The sequence below is a fragment of the bacterium genome (genome assembly GCA_019637795.1).
GTDB lineage: Bacteria > Desulfobacterota > Binatia > HRBIN30 > CADEER01 > JAHBUY01.
On record JAHBUY010000005.1, the window covers coordinates 42,088 to 58,249 of the forward strand.

19 protein-coding genes and 1 tRNA gene are annotated in these 16,162 nt (G+C 71.8%); 3 read left to right on the top strand and 17 right to left on the bottom strand.

What is annotated here, in order from left to right:
- Positions 1 to 8 precede the first annotated feature (8 nt).
- From KF840_17110 to KF840_17125, 4 genes are all read right to left on the bottom strand, one after another.
- On the bottom strand, positions 9 to 1,403 hold the full coding sequence (locus KF840_17110; GenBank protein ID MBX3026627.1) for a sigma-54-dependent Fis family transcriptional regulator: 1,395 nt from the start codon (positions 1,401 to 1,403) through the stop codon (positions 9 to 11).
- A gap of 25 nt (positions 1,404 to 1,428) precedes the next feature.
- Positions 1,429 to 2,649, bottom strand: coding sequence for a 2TM domain-containing protein (locus KF840_17115; protein MBX3026628.1), 1,221 nt, complete (start codon positions 2,647 to 2,649; stop codon positions 1,429 to 1,431).
- 14 nt (positions 2,650 to 2,663) lie between these two features.
- Positions 2,664 to 2,885 (bottom strand): hypothetical protein, encoded by a 222-nt coding sequence (locus tag KF840_17120; protein ID MBX3026629.1) that lies wholly within the window; start codon positions 2,883 to 2,885, stop codon positions 2,664 to 2,666.
- A gap of 171 nt (positions 2,886 to 3,056) precedes the next feature.
- Positions 3,057 to 3,734 carry a TIGR04283 family arsenosugar biosynthesis glycosyltransferase gene (locus KF840_17125; GenBank protein ID MBX3026630.1) on the bottom strand — a complete coding sequence of 226 codons (678 nt, stop codon included), beginning with the start codon at positions 3,732 to 3,734 and terminating at the stop codon, positions 3,057 to 3,059.
- Between the two features lie 109 nt (positions 3,735 to 3,843).
- Here KF840_17125 and KF840_17130 point away from each other — a divergent pair, with 109 nt between their 5' ends.
- The gene (locus tag KF840_17130) at positions 3,844 to 4,644 is read left to right on the top strand and encodes an alpha/beta fold hydrolase (protein MBX3026631.1); all 801 of its coding nucleotides are present in this window, start codon (positions 3,844 to 3,846) and stop codon (positions 4,642 to 4,644) included.
- A gap of 54 nt (positions 4,645 to 4,698) precedes the next feature.
- Complete coding sequence (locus KF840_17135; protein ID MBX3026632.1) at positions 4,699 to 5,334, top strand: hypothetical protein; 636 nt, start codon at positions 4,699 to 4,701, stop codon at positions 5,332 to 5,334.
- 28 nt (positions 5,335 to 5,362) lie between these two features.
- Here the strand turns inward: KF840_17135 and KF840_17140 are convergent, their stop codons facing one another.
- From KF840_17140 to surE, 4 genes are all read right to left on the bottom strand, one after another.
- On the bottom strand, positions 5,363 to 6,226 hold the full coding sequence (locus tag KF840_17140; GenBank protein ID MBX3026633.1) for a cation transporter: 864 nt from the start codon (positions 6,224 to 6,226) through the stop codon (positions 5,363 to 5,365).
- Between the two features lie 116 nt (positions 6,227 to 6,342).
- Positions 6,343 to 6,855, bottom strand: coding sequence for an adenine phosphoribosyltransferase (locus tag KF840_17145; protein ID MBX3026634.1), 513 nt, complete (start codon positions 6,853 to 6,855; stop codon positions 6,343 to 6,345).
- Between the two features lie 2 nt (positions 6,856 to 6,857).
- Positions 6,858 to 7,523 (bottom strand): M23 family metallopeptidase, encoded by a 666-nt coding sequence (locus KF840_17150; GenBank protein MBX3026635.1) that lies wholly within the window; start codon positions 7,521 to 7,523, stop codon positions 6,858 to 6,860.
- Between the two features lie 18 nt (positions 7,524 to 7,541).
- Complete coding sequence (surE, locus tag KF840_17155; GenBank protein MBX3026636.1) at positions 7,542 to 8,291, bottom strand: 5'/3'-nucleotidase SurE; 750 nt, start codon at positions 8,289 to 8,291, stop codon at positions 7,542 to 7,544.
- A 95-nt stretch (positions 8,292 to 8,386) separates the two neighbouring features.
- Between surE and KF840_17160 the strand changes: the two genes are divergently transcribed.
- Positions 8,387 to 8,460 (top strand) — tRNA-Pro (locus KF840_17160).
- A gap of 37 nt (positions 8,461 to 8,497) precedes the next feature.
- Here KF840_17160 and KF840_17165 read toward each other — a convergent pair.
- The 9 genes from KF840_17165 to rpoN form a co-directional block, all read right to left on the bottom strand.
- Entirely contained in the window at positions 8,498 to 9,304 is an 807-nt protein-coding gene (locus tag KF840_17165; GenBank protein ID MBX3026637.1) for a uracil-DNA glycosylase, read from the bottom strand.
- Positions 9,250 to 9,666 (bottom strand): hypothetical protein, encoded by a 417-nt coding sequence (locus tag KF840_17170; GenBank protein MBX3026638.1) that lies wholly within the window; start codon positions 9,664 to 9,666, stop codon positions 9,250 to 9,252. Before KF840_17170 ends, KF840_17165 begins: the two co-directional genes overlap by 55 nt.
- 44 nt (positions 9,667 to 9,710) lie before the next feature.
- Positions 9,711 to 10,985, bottom strand: coding sequence for an adenosylhomocysteinase (gene ahcY / locus KF840_17175; protein MBX3026639.1), 1,275 nt, complete (start codon positions 10,983 to 10,985; stop codon positions 9,711 to 9,713).
- A gap of 126 nt (positions 10,986 to 11,111) precedes the next feature.
- Positions 11,112 to 12,317 carry a methionine adenosyltransferase gene (gene metK, locus KF840_17180; GenBank protein ID MBX3026640.1) on the bottom strand — a complete coding sequence of 402 codons (1,206 nt, stop codon included), beginning with the start codon at positions 12,315 to 12,317 and terminating at the stop codon, positions 11,112 to 11,114.
- Positions 12,318 to 12,460: 143 nt separating this feature from the next.
- On the bottom strand, positions 12,461 to 12,748 hold the full coding sequence (locus KF840_17185; protein ID MBX3026641.1) for an HPr family phosphocarrier protein: 288 nt from the start codon (positions 12,746 to 12,748) through the stop codon (positions 12,461 to 12,463).
- Complete coding sequence (rapZ, locus tag KF840_17190; GenBank protein ID MBX3026642.1) at positions 12,745 to 13,644, bottom strand: RNase adapter RapZ; 900 nt, start codon at positions 13,642 to 13,644, stop codon at positions 12,745 to 12,747. The genes KF840_17185 and rapZ overlap by 4 nt, the downstream gene beginning before the upstream one ends.
- Complete coding sequence (locus tag KF840_17195; GenBank protein ID MBX3026643.1) at positions 13,631 to 14,095, bottom strand: PTS sugar transporter subunit IIA; 465 nt, start codon at positions 14,093 to 14,095, stop codon at positions 13,631 to 13,633. The genes rapZ and KF840_17195 overlap by 14 nt, the downstream gene beginning before the upstream one ends.
- The gene (raiA, locus tag KF840_17200) at positions 14,092 to 14,616 is read right to left on the bottom strand and encodes a ribosome-associated translation inhibitor RaiA (GenBank protein ID MBX3026644.1); all 525 of its coding nucleotides are present in this window, start codon (positions 14,614 to 14,616) and stop codon (positions 14,092 to 14,094) included. Before raiA ends, KF840_17195 begins: the two co-directional genes overlap by 4 nt.
- A 50-nt stretch (positions 14,617 to 14,666) precedes the next feature.
- A complete protein-coding gene (rpoN, locus tag KF840_17205; GenBank protein MBX3026645.1) occupies positions 14,667 to 16,151 on the bottom strand; it encodes an RNA polymerase factor sigma-54 in 1,485 nt (494 codons plus the stop codon).
- Positions 16,152 to 16,162: the final 11 nt, after the last annotated feature.

The following is a 16,162-nucleotide window of genomic DNA, read 5'->3' on the forward strand; positions in this document are numbered from 1 at the left end:
GCCGCGGCTCACTCCCCGGCCGCGATCTCCTCGGCCGAGATCCCGAGCTCGCGCATCTTCTGCTGCAGGTTCTGCCGGTACATCCCGATCTCCTCCGCCGCCTTGCTGATGTTGCCGTGGTGGCGGCGCAGGGCGGCGAGGAGGAACGCCCGCTCGAACGACTCGACCGCGGCGGCCTTCGCTTCGCGGAAGCTCCCCGCGCCGGCGCCGTTGTCGATCAGCGCCGCCACGGCCCGCGCGGCGCCGGGGAACAGGTCCCCGACCTCGATCGCCTCGCCGGCGCTGAGCAGCAGCGCCTGCTCGACCGTCGAGCGCAGCTCGCGGACGTTGCCCTTCCACTCGGCATCGACGCAGGCGCGCAACGCCGCCGGGCTCAACGGCTTCGCCGGCCGCCGGAAGTGCTCCGCCGCCTGGCGCAGGAGGTGGTCCACCAGCAGCGGAATGTCCTCGCGCCGCTCGGCGAGCGGCGGAATGGTCAGCTCGACGACGCGCAGCCGATAGTACAGGTCCTCGCGAAAGCGCCCGGCCCGCACCGCCGCCTCGAGATCCTGGTTGGTCGCGGCGACCACCCGCACGTCGACCCGAATCGACGCGTTGCCGCCGACCCGTTCGATCTCGCGCTCCTGCAGGGCGCGCAGGAACTTGGCCTGCGTCTCGAGCGGCATGTCGCCGACCTCGTCGAGAAACAGCGTGCCGCCATCCGCCGCTTCGAACTTGCCCTCGCGGCGGGCGACGGCGCCGGTGAAGGCGCCCTTCTCGTGGCCGAACAGCTCGCTCTCCACCAGCTCGCGGCTCAGGGCGGCGCAGTTCATCTTCACCAGCGGCCGGGCGCGGCGCGGGCTGCGGCAGTGCAGCGCGTTGGCCACCAGCTCCTTGCCCGTGCCGCTGGCGCCGCGCACCAGGACCGTGATGTCGGTGTCGGCCACCTTCTCGATGGTGTCGAACACCCGCCGCATGCCGGCGCTGCGGCCGACGAGCTGTTCGAACGCGTAGTCGCCCTGGACCTGCTCGAGCAGCCGCCTGTGATCGCGCTTGAGCAGCACGGTCTCCATGACCCGGCGCACGACCATCCGCACCTCGTCGTTGTCGAACGGCTTCGGCAGGTAGTCGACGGCGCCGAGCTTCATCGCCTGGACGGCGATCTTCTCCGAGCCGTAGGCGGTGATCATCAGCACCGCCAGCTCCGGATCGACGCGCCGCGCGTGCGCCAGCACGTCCATGCCGGAGATGCCGGTCATGCTCAGGTCGGTGATGACGACGTGGAAGCGTCCCGCTTCGATGAGCCGCACCGCCGCCTCGCCGCTCTCCGCGGTCTCGACCTGGTATCCCTCCTTCGACAGCAACCCGCTCAAGGCGAGCCGCATGCCCTTTTCGTCGTCGACGACGAGAACGCGCCCCTGCATGTCGGATCCGATGCGATGCCCGGGGCTACGTCGGCAGCGGCAGCGTCACCGCGAACTCGGTGCCGCGCCCCGGCTCGCTGACGACGTCGACCGTGCCCTCGTGGGCCTCGACGATCTTCCGCGAGATCGCCATGCCCAGGCCGGTGCCGGTGTCCTTGGTGCTGAAGAAGGGATTGAAGATGCGCTCCAGCTTGTCGGGCGCGATGCCGACGCCGTTGTCGCGCACCCGCACGGTCGCCCGCTTGCCGCCGTTCTCGATGAACAGCTCGACGCGGCGCTCCGCGTCGACCCCGGCGAGCGCGTCGATCGCATTGTCGAGCATGTTCGCGAACACCTGCTTGAGCTTCTCCTTGTCGGCGCTCACGGTCGGGCCGCCGATGTAGTGGCGCAGGACCCGCACCTGGGCCGCGTCGAGCTTCGCCCGAAGCTGGGTCAGCGATGCGTCGACGACGCTCGCCAGGTTGACGTGCTCGAAGCGGTAGTCCTCCTCCTTCGCGAAGCGCAGCAGGTGCGAGATCCGCCGCTCGACGCGATCGAGCTCGTCGATCGCCACCTTCGCGTACTCGACGTTCTCGACCGAGGTCGGGTCCTCGCCGATCTGCTGCACCAGGCTCTTGGCGGCGGCGATCGGGTTGCGGATCTCGTGCGCCAGGGTCGAGGAGAGCTGGTCGATGCTCGCCTGCTTCTCGCTCTGCATGACCACCCGCTCGCGCCGCAGCTCGCGCTCCACCGCCGGCTCGAGGTAGCGCTCGCGCATCACCCGGGTGCCGAAGGTCCCCATGTAGTGCGAGAAGAGGCCGATGCCCCAGCCGATCGCCGGCCAGATGAACCACGGGTATGGGGTGGTCAGCAGGTTGATCAACGCCAGCAGGGCGATGATCCCGAGGTACCACAGGAGATGGGTGTAGAAGCCCAACTGGGCGCGTGCCCGCTTGCGCGCCCGCTGCAGCAGCACCGCATCGCTGGCGGCGTCCGTCGCTTCCGCCGCCGCCGCCGCCGCGATGCGCGCGGTCGGCACCTCGATGCTGACGCCGTAGCGCCGCTCGGCCCGCGCCGCCCGCTTCTCCGCCCGGCGTTGCTCGCGTTCGATGTGGGTCTGCAGCTTGTGGACCCAGCGCTTGTGCCAGTCGGACTGGCACTCGGCGCCGCCCGGCGGCGGCTCGTCGCCGCCGGCCGCGCCGTGGATCCGGCCGCGCACGTGCAGGAAGAGCAGCACCGCGACGGCGAGCCCGACGAGCGCCAGCACCCCGCCTCCTCAGCTCACTTCGCCGCCCGCGCCAGTCCCGCCGGCCGGCCGAACGGGACCAAGCGCGACGGGCGGAACCACCGCGGACGGCGCGGCGCGGCGCCGGCGAACAGGATCCCGGCGGCGCTGCCGACCAGCAGGCCGAGCAGCATCAGCCAGAGCGCGCCGCCGGCGCCGAAGTCCACCATCCCGGTTGCCATGCTGTTGGTCATTGCCATCGGATCGACGATTCCCATTGGCCCCTCCGTGCGTTGCGCGCAAGCAGGGCAATGGTCGTGCCAGCACCGCTCGTGGCGCCCGGGCTCCCGTCAGGCGGGCCGCCCCGCAGTGCCGGCACTGCAGGACAGGCGGGCGGGACTGCGCCGCCGGGACGGCGCCACGGACGCGGCGACCGTCTGACGCCTCGCTCAGCGGGTGTCGGCGTAGTGGCGCTTGAGCTCGGCCGGGGCGACGCCGCGCCAGTAGAGGAAGCGCAGCCACCACATCAGGAGCACCGTGCGCAGCGGCCCGTGACGGAGCCAGCGGCGCGAGGAGGTGGTGACCGTCGCGCGCAGCGCCACCATCCGGCCGCGGCGCTTCAGCGCGCGGGTGAAGGCGATGTCCTCCATCAGCGGCAGGTCCTCGAAACCGCCCACGGCCGCGAACGCCTCGCGGCGGACGAACAGGGCCTGGTCGCCGGTGGCGATGCCGCTGAGCCGCGAGCGCAGGTTGATCAGCGCCGCGGTGAGGGACAGGAAGGGGCTGCTCGGCGCCAGGCGGAGATCGAAGCGGCCGCCGACCGCCGCGGGATCGGCGAGCGCTCCCGCCACGGCGACGTCGAACCCGGGCGGCAGGGTCGTGTCGGCGTGGAGAAAGAGCAGCACCTCGCCGCGGGCCCGCGCCGCGCCGGCGTTCATCTGTCGGGCGCGGCCGCGCGGCGCGGCGACGACGACGGCGCCGGCGGCGCGCGCCCGCTTGGCCGTCTCGTCGGCGCTACCGCCGTCGACGACGATCACCTCGCACACCAGCGGCGCGCGCGCGCTGGCGACGGCGGCGGCGATCCGCGCCGCCTCGTCGAGCGCCGGAACGATCACCGACAGCCGCATCGTTCCGGTCGCCGGTGCCGATCCGGTCGCCATGGCCGCCTTTCAGCACAGGGGCGGCGCGAGGGCCACCGCCATGCCCATGCGCGGCCGGCTGTGCTAGGCACGCCCGATGCGCATCGCCGCCGGCGGCATCACGCTCAACTACGAGATCGAGGGCAGCGGCACGCCGCTCGTGCTGACCCACGGGCTCGGCGACTCGCTGCGCTTCTGGGACGGCGTGACCCCGGCGCTCGCCTCGCACCACGCGGTCATGCGCTGGGACGTGCGCGGCTTCGGCGCCTCCGACAAGCCGCCCGGCCCGTACAGCGCGGCGCTGTTCGCCGCCGACCTGGCGGCCCTGCTCGACGCCCTGGGGATGGAACGGGTGCACCTGGGCGGCATCTCGATGGGCGGCGTCATCGCCCAGCGCTTCGCGCTCGACCACCCCGAGCGGCTGCGCTCGCTGATCCTCTGCAGCACCTCGAGCGAGATCGGCGCCGCGGGCACGGCGGCCTGGCGCCGCCTCGCCGACGCCATCGAGCAGCGCGGCTTCGGCGGCGGCGCGCGCGACGCCTCGCGCTCCTTCGCGCCGTCCTTCGCCGCCGCGCACCCCGACGTGGTCGCCGCCGCCGGCGCGCAGACCGCCAGCAACGCCCCCTTCGCCTACGCCGCCGCGGCGCGGGCGATGAGCGATTACCACTGGACCGCGGACCTGGCGCGGGTCCGCGTCCCGGTGCTGATCCTGCAGGGGCTGGCCGACCAGCTCACGCCACCGGGCGGCTCGGTGAAGATGCAGCGCGCCCTGCCCGCGGCGCGGCTGCTCATGTTCCCCGACGCCGGCCACAACCTGCCGCTCGAACGCGGCGCCGAGCTCAGCGCCGCGGTGGCGGGGTTCACCGGCGGCGTGGACGCTGCCGCGGCGCTCCGCTAGCGCTAGCCCCGATTGCCGCAGCGCCGCGCCCCTGGTACGGTCCGCGCGTACCGCATGCGCCGCAGAGCTCTGGCACGCGCCGGGCTGACGCTCATTCTGGGACTCGTCCCGGCGTCGGTACTGGCCGAGACACCGCGCGAACAGGCGCAAGCCCTGGCGCACCACGCCCTGCTCTGCCTGCAGCGCGGCGAGGACGCGAACGACCCGGACGTCAAGCGTCGCGCCTACGACGAGGGCCTGGCGCTGGCGCGCCGGGCGGTGGAGCTCGACGACGGCAACGCCGACGCCCACTTCGCCGTCTTCGGCAACGAGGGGCGCCTGATGCTGCTCGACGGCATCACCCCCAACCCGATCAGCCTCCTCAAGGTGAACAGCGAGCTCGAACGGGCGCTGGAGATCGACCCCAACCACAGCGACGCGCTCGCCGCCAAGGGCGGCCTCTATCGCCAGTTGCCGTGGGTGCTCGGCGGCAGCCTCAGCCTCGCCGAGGAGTGCCTGACCAAGGCGATCGCCAATGACCCCGACGCCGTCGGCGCCCGCATCGAGCTGGCGGCGACGTATCGCGACATGGGCAACCCCGACCGCGGCCTGCCGCTGCTCGACACGGCGATGCTGATCGCCGAGCGCCAGGGGAAGCAGCGCCAGCTCGCCGAAGCGCGGACGCTGCTGGCGCAACTGCGCGGGCGTTGATCGCCGGCGCGCGCGGCGCCCCCGCGCGTCAGGCGTGCACGGAGGCCGGCTCGCAGGGCCGCGTGCACTCGAGCTGGATGGTGACGTGGTGGATCGCGAAGCGGTCGGCGAGCAGTTCCCGCATCGCCTCCAGCACGGCCTCGCCGTCGGCGTCGGCGTCCACCACCACGTGCGCGGCCAGCGCGTAGCGGCCGGTGGTCAGCGTCCACACGTGCAGGTCGTGCACCCGGCAGGCTCCGGGCACCCCGGCCATGGCGTCGCGCAACTGCTCGAGATCGATGTGCGCCGGCACCGCCTCCATCAGGATGTCGAGCGATTCGCGCACCAACTGCCAGGCGCTGAACAGGATGAGCAGGCCGATCAGCGCCGCCGCCACCGAATCGGCGCCGGGCCACCCGGTGACCAGAATGGCGGCGCCGGCGATCAGCGCGCCGAGCGATCCGAGCAGGTCGGAGATCACGTGCAGGAAGGCCGCGCGGCGGTTGAGGCTGCCGCTCTCGCCCGGCGCCAGGAGACGGGCGCAGACGATGTTCACGACCAGGCCGGCGGCGGCGACGATCATCATGCCGCCGGTGCGCACCGGCCGCGGATCGTGCAGCCGCTCCCATGCCTCGCCGAGGATGAACAGCACCGCGATGCCGAGGGCGACGCCGTTGGCCAGCGCGGCGAGGATCTCGGCGCGGTGGTAGCCGAAGGTCTTGCTGTCGGTCGCCGGCCGCCCGGCGACCCAGAGCGCGAACAGCCCGAGCGTCAGGGCGCCGACGTCGGTGAGCATGTGCACCGCATCGGAGAGCAGCGCCAGGCTGTTGGTCAGCCAGCCGCCGACGAATTCGACGACGCAGAACGCCGCGGTCAGGCCGAGCGCCCAGCCGAGCGCGCGCCGATCCTGCATGCGATCGCCGCCGCCCCCGTGGTCGTGGTGCATGGCGGCGAAGTGTTCCCGATTGCCGGCGGGTTGTCCATGCGGGATCGCGGCAGGCACCGCGGCCGCGGCACCCCGCGCGACCGTCAGTCGTAGCGGATCAGCGAGTGCACCGGCCGCGGCGCCAGACGGTCGCGACCGTGCAGGAAGCCGAGCTCGATGATGAAGGCGCATTCGACGATCGCGCCGCCGAGGTGCTCGACGAGCTGGATCGCGGCGGTGGCGGTGCCGCCGGTGGCGAGCAGGTCGTCGACGATGAGCACGCGCGCCCGCTCGCCGAAGGCGTCGCGATGGATCTCGAGGATGTCGGTGCCGTACTCGAGCTCGTACTGGGCGGAGAACGTCTGGGCGGGCAGCTTGCCCGGCTTGCGGACGATGGCGATGCCGACGCCGAGCCCGTACGCCAGCGCCGCGCCGATGAGGAAGCCGCGCGACTCGATGCCGAGGACCATGTCGACGGTGCCCCGGTAGCGCTCGCTCAACTGGTCGATGGTCCAGCGCAGCGCCGGGCCGTCGGCGAGCAGTGGCGTGATGTCCTTGAACAGAATGCCGGGCTTGGGAAAGTCGGGAATGTCGCGGATGTAGCGGCGCAGATCCATCCTCACTCTCCTTGCGCCACCCGCGCGTCGGACAGCGCCAGCAGCGCCAGCGGGTCGTAGGCGACGTTGTGGCGCCGCACCTCGAAGTGCAGGTTGGGCCCGGTGGTGCGGCCGCTGCGGCCGACGGTCGCGATCAGGTCGCCGCGGCGGACGCGAGCGCCGGCGCGCACGTGCTGGCGGGCGTTGTGGGCGTACACGGTCGCGAAGCCGCCGTCGTGCAGGATGATGATCATCCGGCCGTAGCCGCGCACCGACCCGGCGTAGGCGACGGTGCCGCTGGCGGCGGCGCGCACGCCGGTGCCCGGCGCGGCGCCGATGTCGATGCCGTCGTGGTGGCGGCGGCCGCGGCGCCCGTACTGCGAGGTCACGGGTCCGCTCAGCGGCCATGTCAGCTTGGGAGCGCCCTTCGGGCGCTGCTCCACGGGCGCGCGCTCGAGCGGCGCCAGGGCCAGCCCGTCGGTCGGCGCCACCGGCACCGACCGCTCGGCGTTCGGCGCGGCGATGTCGCGGTTGCCGCCGAATCGCGCCTTGGCGAGCTTGGGCCGCGGCGCGCTGCGCACGCCGACGACGCTGACCCGCGCCTCCGGCGCCACCCGCGAGCTGCCGCAGCCGACGCCGAGCGTCAACGCCAGCAGACTACAGGCCGCACTCCCCCACCACCCTCGCATCGCCGGCTCGCGTCGCGATCAGGGCCACGGCAGCGCCAGCTCGCCGAGCGCGGCGATCGAGGCGTAGTTGGTGAGATCGAGGTGGAGCGGGGTGATCGAAATGAAGCCGTCGGCGACGGCCGTGCAGTCGGTGCCCTCGGCGGGCACGAAGCCGAGATCGTCGCCGCCGATCCAGTAGTACTTGCGGCCGCGCGGATCGAGGTGCTCGACGATGGCGTCGCCGTAGCGCCGCTTGCCCTGGCGGGTGATGCGGTAGCCGCGCAACTGGGCGAGCGGCAGCCCTGGCACGTTGACGTTCAGCAGGGTGTCGCGCGGCAGCCCGCGCTGGCCGACGAGTCCCACGAGGCGGGCGGCGAATTCCGCCGCGGCGCCGAACTCCAGGCTGTCGCGGGCGACGAGCGACACGGCGATGGAGGGCACGCCGAGCAGCGTGCCCTCCATCGCCGCCGACACGGTGCCCGAGTAGGTGATGTCGTCGCCGAGGTTGCCGCCGTGGTTGATGCCGGATACCACGAGGTCCGGCCGCGTCTTCATGATGCCGTTGATCGCCAGGTTGACGGCGTCCGTCGGCGTGCCGTCCACCGCGAAGTGGCGATCGTCGAGCTGCTCGACGCGCAGGGGCCGGTAGAGGCTGAGCGAATGGCTGGCGGCGCTCTGCTCGCGATCGGGAGCGATCACCCACACATCGCCGAGCGACGCCAGGGCCGCCTCGAGCGCGCGGATTCCGGCGGCGCGAATGCCGTCGTCGTTGCAGAGCAGAATGCGCACCGCGGGCACGCTACCAGCGCCCCTCCGGGCAGGCAACCGTGGTCCGGCCGTGTTGAACTGCGGCGCGCAACCCGGCTACAAGCGAGATGCTCGAACGGGGCGTGGCGCAGCCTGGTAGCGCACTCGCTTGGGGTGCGAGTGGTCGGCCGTTCAAATCGGCTCGCCCCGACTGTCGCGGGGGCACGGTTCGCCGTGTCCCCGCTTCATCACCTGGCGGGGCCGCCGCGCCGGCGCCCGACCGGGCGCTGCGATCGCCGCGCGTCGACGCGGCGCTCGCCGGTCGCGTCCTCCAGGAGCGAGCGAGCGCGGGCGAACACGCCCTCCAGCATCGGCATGGTCAGGCGGCCGGTGAAGGTGTTCTGCTGGCTCGGGTGGTACGAGCACAGCAGCGTGACGGTCGCGGAGAGCTCGTGCGCGGCGCCGTGCGCGAAGCGCGGGCGCGGCGACGGCAGGGTGCCGCCCGCGGCGGCCCAGGCGCGGAGCAGGCCGTCGAGGGCGATGCCGCCGAGACAGACGACGACGCGCAGGCGGGCCAGCAACGCCAGCTCGCGCACCAGGTAGGAGCGGCAGTTGCCGACCTCCTCCGGCAGCGGCCTGTTGTCGGGTGGGGCGCAGCGCGCGATCGCGGCGACGTAGGCGTCGCGCAGGGCGAGGCCGTCGTCGCGGCGCACCGAGGTGGGCTGGCTCGCGAATCCGGTGGCGTGCAGGGCGGCGAAGAGCCAGTCGCCGCTGCGGTCGCCGGTGAAGAGGCGGCCGGTGCGGTTGCCGCCGTGCGCGGCCGGCGCCAGGCCGACGATCAGCAGGCGCGCGGCGTGGTCGCCGAACCCGGGAACCGGGCGGCCCCAGTAGGGCTCGTCGCGGTACTGGCGGCGTTTCTCGCGCGCCACCGCCTGGCGATGCGCCACCAGGCGCGGGCAGCGGCGGCAGCGGATGACGGCGCGCTCGAGGCGCGCCCAGGTCAGATCTGCTTCCACACCTTGGCCAGGCTCTCGCCGTAGACGGCGATCTCCCATTCGTTCATCCAGCCGAACGGCGTCACGTGGGTGGTGTAGCCGGCGTCGGCGAGTCGCGCCGCCAGGCGCTCGAGCAGCGCCTGGGCCGGTCCGGGCTCGGCGGCGTCGCCGCCGAGATGGGTGAACGAGTGCAGGACGACGACGCGCAGGCGGCGTTTGTTGGCCAGCCACTTGAGATGTTTGAGGGCCTGCCGGAACGCCGACTCGGCGGCCGCGCCGGCGACGTCGCTGCGCTCGACGTGCACGAAGGCGATCACCGCCTCGCGCACCTCCGTCGCGCCGGTGTCGGGTGCCGCCTCGGGCAGCGTGCGCTCGAACGGCCGCCACCAGAAGCGCTTGGCCTGGAAGCAGAGCAGGCGCATCGATCCGGCGCTGGGCCCGCCCGATCAGCGGTCGGCCGCGGCGCTCACGTCCCCTCGGCCCACGACGACAGGTACTGCTTCTGCTCGCCGGTGAGGCGGTCGATCTTCACCCCCATGGTGTCGAGCTTCACCGTCGCCACTTCGTCCTCGATCGCCTTCGGGACGTTGTGCACCCGGGGGGGCAGCTTGCCCTTGTCGGCCATCCGCAGCGCCCACTCGGCGCACAACGCCTGGGTGGCGAAGCTCATGTCCATCACCGCCGCCGGATGTCCCTCCGCGGCGGCGAGGTTCACCAGTCGGCCGTCGGCGATGACGTAGACGGTGCGGCCGTTCGGCAGGTGGTAGGCGTCGACGGACGGGCGCACGGCGGTGTCGATCCGGCGCGCCAGCCGGCGCAGCGTCTTCATGTCGATCTCGACGTCGAAGTGGCCGGCGTTGCAGACGATGGCGCCGTCGCGCATCGACTGGAAGTGCTCCTCGCGCACGACGTGCTTGTCGCCGGTGAGGGTGATGAAGACGTCGCCGATGCGACAGGCGTCGCGCATCGGCATGACGCGCAGGCCGTCCATCGCCGCTTCCAGGGCGCGGATCGGGTCGACCTCGGTGACCACCACCTGCGCGCCGGCGCCGCGGGCCCGCATCGCCACGCCCTTGCCGCACCAGCCGTAGCCGGCGACGACGATGGTCCGGCCGGCGAACAGCATGCCGGTGGCGCGCAGGATGCCGTCGAGGGTCGACTGGCCGGTGCCGTAGCGGTTGTCGAACAGGTGCTTGGTGGCGGCGTCGTTGACGGCGACGACCGGAATCCTCAGCGCCTTGTCGCGTTCCATCGCCCGCAGGCGGATGACGCCGGTGGTCGTCTCCTCCAGGCTCGCCCGCACCTTCGCCGCCTGGGCGGCATAGTCGGTGTGCAGCAGCGACACCAGGTCCGCCCCGTCGTCCATGGTCAGCACCGGCGATTCGTCGAGCACGGCGCGCAGGTGCACGTAGTACGCCGCGTGATCCTCGCCGCGGATGGCGAAGGTCGGGATGCCCTCGTGCTTCACCAGCGCCGCCGCGACGTCGTCCTGCGTCGAGAGCGGATTCGACGCGCAGAGGAACGCCCTGGCGCCGCCGGCCTTGAGGGCGCGCATGAGATTGGCGGTCTCGGCGGTCACGTGCAGGCACGCCGCCATGGTGATGCCCTTGAGGGGCTTCTCCTTGGCGAAGCGCTCGCGCACCTTGCGCAGCACCGGCATCGATTGATCGGCCCACTCGATGCGCTGCCTCCCCTGGTCGGCCAGCTTCAGGTCCTTCACGTCGTGGGGCTTCTTGGACATCGCAGGATCCTCGTTGGCGGCACAACGTGACGCGGCGGCGCCGGGTGCCGGCGCCGCCGCGTCATCGGCCCGCCGGGCGGCGGGCAAGAGGGCGCGGGGCGGTGCCCCGCGACGAGGCGATCGGGATCAGGCGGTCCGCCGGCTCGGGCCCGACAGGCGGTCGCCCGCCGCCTTGCGCAGGGCCTCCGCCTTGTCGGTGCGTTCCCAGGTGAAGAAGCCGTCCGCCGGGTGGCGGCCGAAGTGACCGTACGACGCCGTGCGCTCGTAGATCGGGCGCTTGAGGTCGAGCGACTCGATGATGCCGCGCGGCGTCATCTCGAAGTTCTCGCGCACCAGCTTGCCGAGCAGCTCGTCCGACACCGATCCGGTGTCGAAGGTGTCGACCAGCACCGACAGCGGCTGGGCGACGCCGATGGCGTACGCCAGTTGCACCTCGCAGCGGCGCGCCAGGCCGGCGGCGACGATGTTCTTGGCGATGTAGCGCGCCAGGTAGGCGGCGCTGCGGTCGACCTTGCTCGGGTCCTTGCCGGAGAAGGCGCCGCCGCCGTGGCGGCCGTAGCCGCCGTAGGTGTCGACGATGATCTTGCGGCCGGTCAGGCCGCAGTCGCCCATCGGACCGCCGACCACGAAGCGACCGGTCGGATTGACGTGGACCGCGGTGTGGTCGTCGAGGTACTGCGCCGGGATCACCTTGTTGATGACCTCGCAGGTGAGGACGTCGCGCAGCGTCTCGTGGGCGACGTCGGGGCTGTGCTGCGTCGACAGCACGACCGCGTCGACCCGCACCGGCTGGCCCTCGCGATACTGGACGGTCACCTGCGACTTCGAATCGGGACGGAGGAACGGGTACTTGCCGGTGCGGCGCTCGGCGGCGAGGCGCTCGACCAGTTGATGCGCCAGGACGATCGGCAGCGGCATCAGCTCCGGCGTCTCGTCGCAGGCGAAGCCGAACATGAGGCCCTGGTCGCCGGCGCCCTGCTCCTTGTGCAGGCCCTGCCCCTCGGTGACGCCCTGCGAGATGTCGGGTGACTGGCGGTCGATGGCCACCAGCACGGCACAGGTGTCGGCGTCGAAGCCCATGTCGGAGGAGGTGTACCCGATGCGACGGACGGTGCGGCGCACCACCTCCGAATAGTCGATCTTGGCCTTCGTCGTGATCTCGCCGGCGACGACCACCATGCCCGTCTTGGCGAGGCTCTCGCAGGCGACGCGGCTGTTCGGATCCTCGCTCAGCAGCGCATCGAGCACCGCGTCCGAGATCTGGTCGCACATCTTGTCGGGATGTCCCTCGGACACGGACTCCGAGGTGAAGACGAAGTTCTGCAACGGCATGGAATGCTCCTCCCGGGCGGGGTGAATGGGCGAAGAGCCCGATCCCGAGCGTTATAACGCTGGTTTCTAGTGGTCAAGGCGTTTCGCGGCGGCCGCATGGCGGACGCACGGGGCGACCAGACGTCCCCGGCGCGCGCCAGGCGTCAATCGGCTTCGTTGAACTTCTGCTCGACGAGCTCGCAGATCGCGGCGACGGCGGCGTCGGCATCCGGGCCGGTGGCGATGACCTCGAGCGCGGTGCCGGGGCCGGCGGCGAGCATCATGATCTCGAGGATGCTCTTGGCGTTGACCGTCTGATCCTCGCGCCGGATCGCCACCTCGGCATCGAGCCCGCGCAGCGCTTCGACGAGCAGGCGGGCGGCGCGGGCGTGCAGGCCGAGCCGGTTGCAGACCTCGACCTCGCGGCGGGCGCGGGGGGCTCGCCCGCTCATCGCCGCACGTCCCGGTGCTGGACCTGCACGCGGGTGCCGCCGCGGGCGCGGCGCTGTGCCAGGTCTTCGACCAACACCACCGAGCGGTGGCGCCCGCCCGTGCAGCCGATGGCCAGCGTGAAGTAGCTGCGGCCCTCGCGGCGATAGAGCGGCAGGGTGAAATCGAGCAGCGCCTCGGTCAGGCGCAGGAAGGTCTGCGCCTCGTCGCGGCGCAGGACGTAGTCGGCGACCGCCGGATCGTCGCCGGCATGGGCCCGCAGCTCCTCGACGAAGAAGGGATTGGGAAGGAAGCGGGCGTCGAGCACCATGTCGACGTCGGTGGGAACGCCGAACTTGTAGCCGAACGAGACCAGCAGCACGGTGAGGCTGTCGCTGGCGGCCGGCGCGCGATACAGGCGGCGCAGCTCGTCGCGCAGTTGGTGCACGGTCAACGCCGAGGTGTCGACGATCCGGTCGGCGCGCGCCCGCAGCTCGCTCAGCTCGCGGCGCTCGCGCTGGATGCCGGCCAGCGGCCCGCCGTCGCCGCCCAGCGGGTGCGGGCGGCGGGTCTCGCTGAAGCGCCGTACCAGGACGTCGTCGCCGGCGTCGAGGAACAGCACCTCGACCTTGTGACCGGCGCCGCGCAGCTCATCGAGGGTGCGCGGGTACTCGCCGAAGAACTGGCGCTCGCGGATGTCGATGCCGAGCGCGACGCGGCCGATGCGCTCGCGCGAGCTGGTGCAGAGCTCGAGGAAGCGCGGCACCAGCACCACCGGCAGATTGTCGATGCAGTAGAAGCCGAGATCCTCGAGCACGTGGATCGCGGTGCTCTTGCCGGAGCCCGAGAGCCCGCTGACGACGACGACCTCCAGCCCGGCAGTCACCGACGCGCCGCCATCGAGATCAGAGCTTCTCATCCTCCTCTCGGATGAGACGGAACAGCGCGCTGCGATCCGCGGCGGCGAGCAGCCGCTCGCGGAAGGCGCGGTCCTTCAGCAACCGCGACACCCGCGCCAGCGCCTTGAGGTGTTGGCCGACCGAATCCTCGGGTGCGACGAGCAGGAAGAACAGGTGGGTGGGGCTGCCGTCGAGCGACTCGAAATCGACGCCCGCCGGATGGCGGCCGAAGGCGCCGATCACGCCGGACAGTCCCGGCAGCTTGCCGTGCGGAATGGCGATCCCGTCGCCGATCGCCGTGCTGCCCAGGCGCTCGCGCTCCCACAGCACCTCGACCAGGCGGTCGGCATCGATGGCGGGGTGGGCCTGCGCCAGGTGGTGGGCGAGCTCGCGCAACACCGCCGTCTTGTCCGCCCCGGCGAGGTCGGGGGCCACCAGCGCCTCCGAGGTGAGGATGTCGAGGATCTTCATCCGCCCGCGACCTCCGGCTCCACGAGGGCCAGGGAGCCGTCGCGCCGCCGCACCAGGAGGTTGACCACCTCCGTCTTCTCGTTCTGGAAGAGCAGGTACTCGCCGCCGTCCCGGGCGAGGCGCCGCACCGCCTCGGCGAGGCGCATCGGCTCGACCGTCACCCGTTCGCGGGCGACGGTCGGCGTGGTGGCGCGCTTGCGCGCCACCGGCTCCTCCGGCGGCGGCCCGTCGTGGCGGTGCGCGAGGCGTTTGGAGACGTGCTTCTGGATCTGTCGCTCCACCTTGTCCATCGCCAGGTCGATCGCCGAGTAGAGATCGGCGGTCGCCTCCTTGGCGGTGATGTGCAGATGCTCGCCGCTGAGCGTGATCTCGGCGATGTGCCGCCGCTTGCTGACCTCGAGGATGACGTGCGCCTCGATCGGTCGGCGCATCAGCTTGTGCACGCGTTGCACCTTGGTTTCGGCGTACCGGCGCAGCGCCGGCGTGGCGTCCATGTGACGGAAGGTGACCAGAACCTGCATCTGTCCGACCTCGATGGCGGTCGTCGCGCGGACGGCGCGGCGAGTGCCGTTCAGAACACCTGCCGGCGCTTGGACGACGGCAGGATGTTCATGATCTCGCGATACTTGGCAACGGTCCGGCGGGCGACCTTCACGCCCTCCTTGTCGAGGATCTCGGCGATGTGCTGGTCGCTCAGCGGGTGCTTGGGATCCTCGCCGGTGACGATCGCCTTGATGCGATCCTTGACGCTCTCGGACGACACGTCGTCGCCGCTGCCGGTGCTGATGCTGGAGGTGAAGAAGAACTTGAGCTCGAAGATCCCCTGCGGGGTGTGGACGTATTTGTTGGCCGTGGCGCGGCTGACCGTGGACTCGTGCATGCCGATGTCGAGCGCCACGTCCTTCAGCACCAGCGGCCGCAGGTGGGCGATGCCCTGATCGAGGAAAGCGCGCTGGAACTTGACGATGCTCGAGGTCACCATGAACAGCGTGCGCTGGCGCTGCTGGATGCTCTTGATCAGCCACAGCGCCGACTTCATCTTGTCCTGCACGTAGCGCTTGGCTTCGCCGCCGCCGGCGCCCTCGAGCACCTGGCGGTAGTAGGAGCTGACGCGCAGGCGCGGCAGGCCGTCGTCGTTGAGCGTGACGACGTACTCGTCGCCGACCTTGTGCACGAACACGTCGGGGGTGATGTAGCGGACGTCGCCGTCGCCGAAGTTGCGCCCCGGCTTGGGCTCGAGGGTGCCGATCGCGGTGGCCGCGGCGGCGACGTCCTCGACGGTCACCCCGAGCTCCTTGGCGATCTTGTCGAAACGCTTGCCCTCGAGCAGCAGCAGGTGTTCGGAGACGATGCGATCGGCGAGCGAGCCCTCCTCGCCCCGCGCCCGCAGTTGCAGGCGCAGGCATTCGCGCAGATCGCGGGCCCCCACCCCCGGGGGATCGAGCTCCTGGATGCGGCGCAGGGCGGACTCGACGACCTCGAAGTCCTTGCCGCTCTGGAAGGCGATCTCCTCGACCGCCAACTGGATGTACCCGTCGTCATCCATGTTGCCGATCAGCATGGCGGTGACGGCCTGCTCCTCCTCGTCGAGCTCGTTCATCTGCAACTGCCAGAGCAGGTGATCGGTGAGCGACTGCCCGCGAACCAGCGTGTTCTCGACGCTCGGCCGCTTCTCGTCGTCGAAGTCGTTGCGCGGCGCCGCGATGTCGTGGCGGTCGTTCTCGTGGTTGCGGAAGTAGTCCTCCCAGTCGACGCCGTTGAGGCCGTTGTCGGCGACCTCGGTGGTGGTCTCGCGCTGCGGGACCTCCGGCCACTCCTGGTCGGCGTCGCCGCTGGCCTCGAGCCGCTCCTCGGTGCGCGGCGGCTCCTCCTCGGGTGTCGGCTCGCGCTCGTCGGTGACCGCCTCCTCGAGGACTGGGTTCTCCTCCAGCTCCTCCTCGACCAACTGCTCGAGCTCGGCGCGCGAGACCTGCAGGATCTTGATCGCCTGCCGGAGCTGGGGGGTGATCACCAGCGTCTGCGACATGCGTTGTTGCTGTTTGATTTCGAGCGCCATGGCGACGGAGC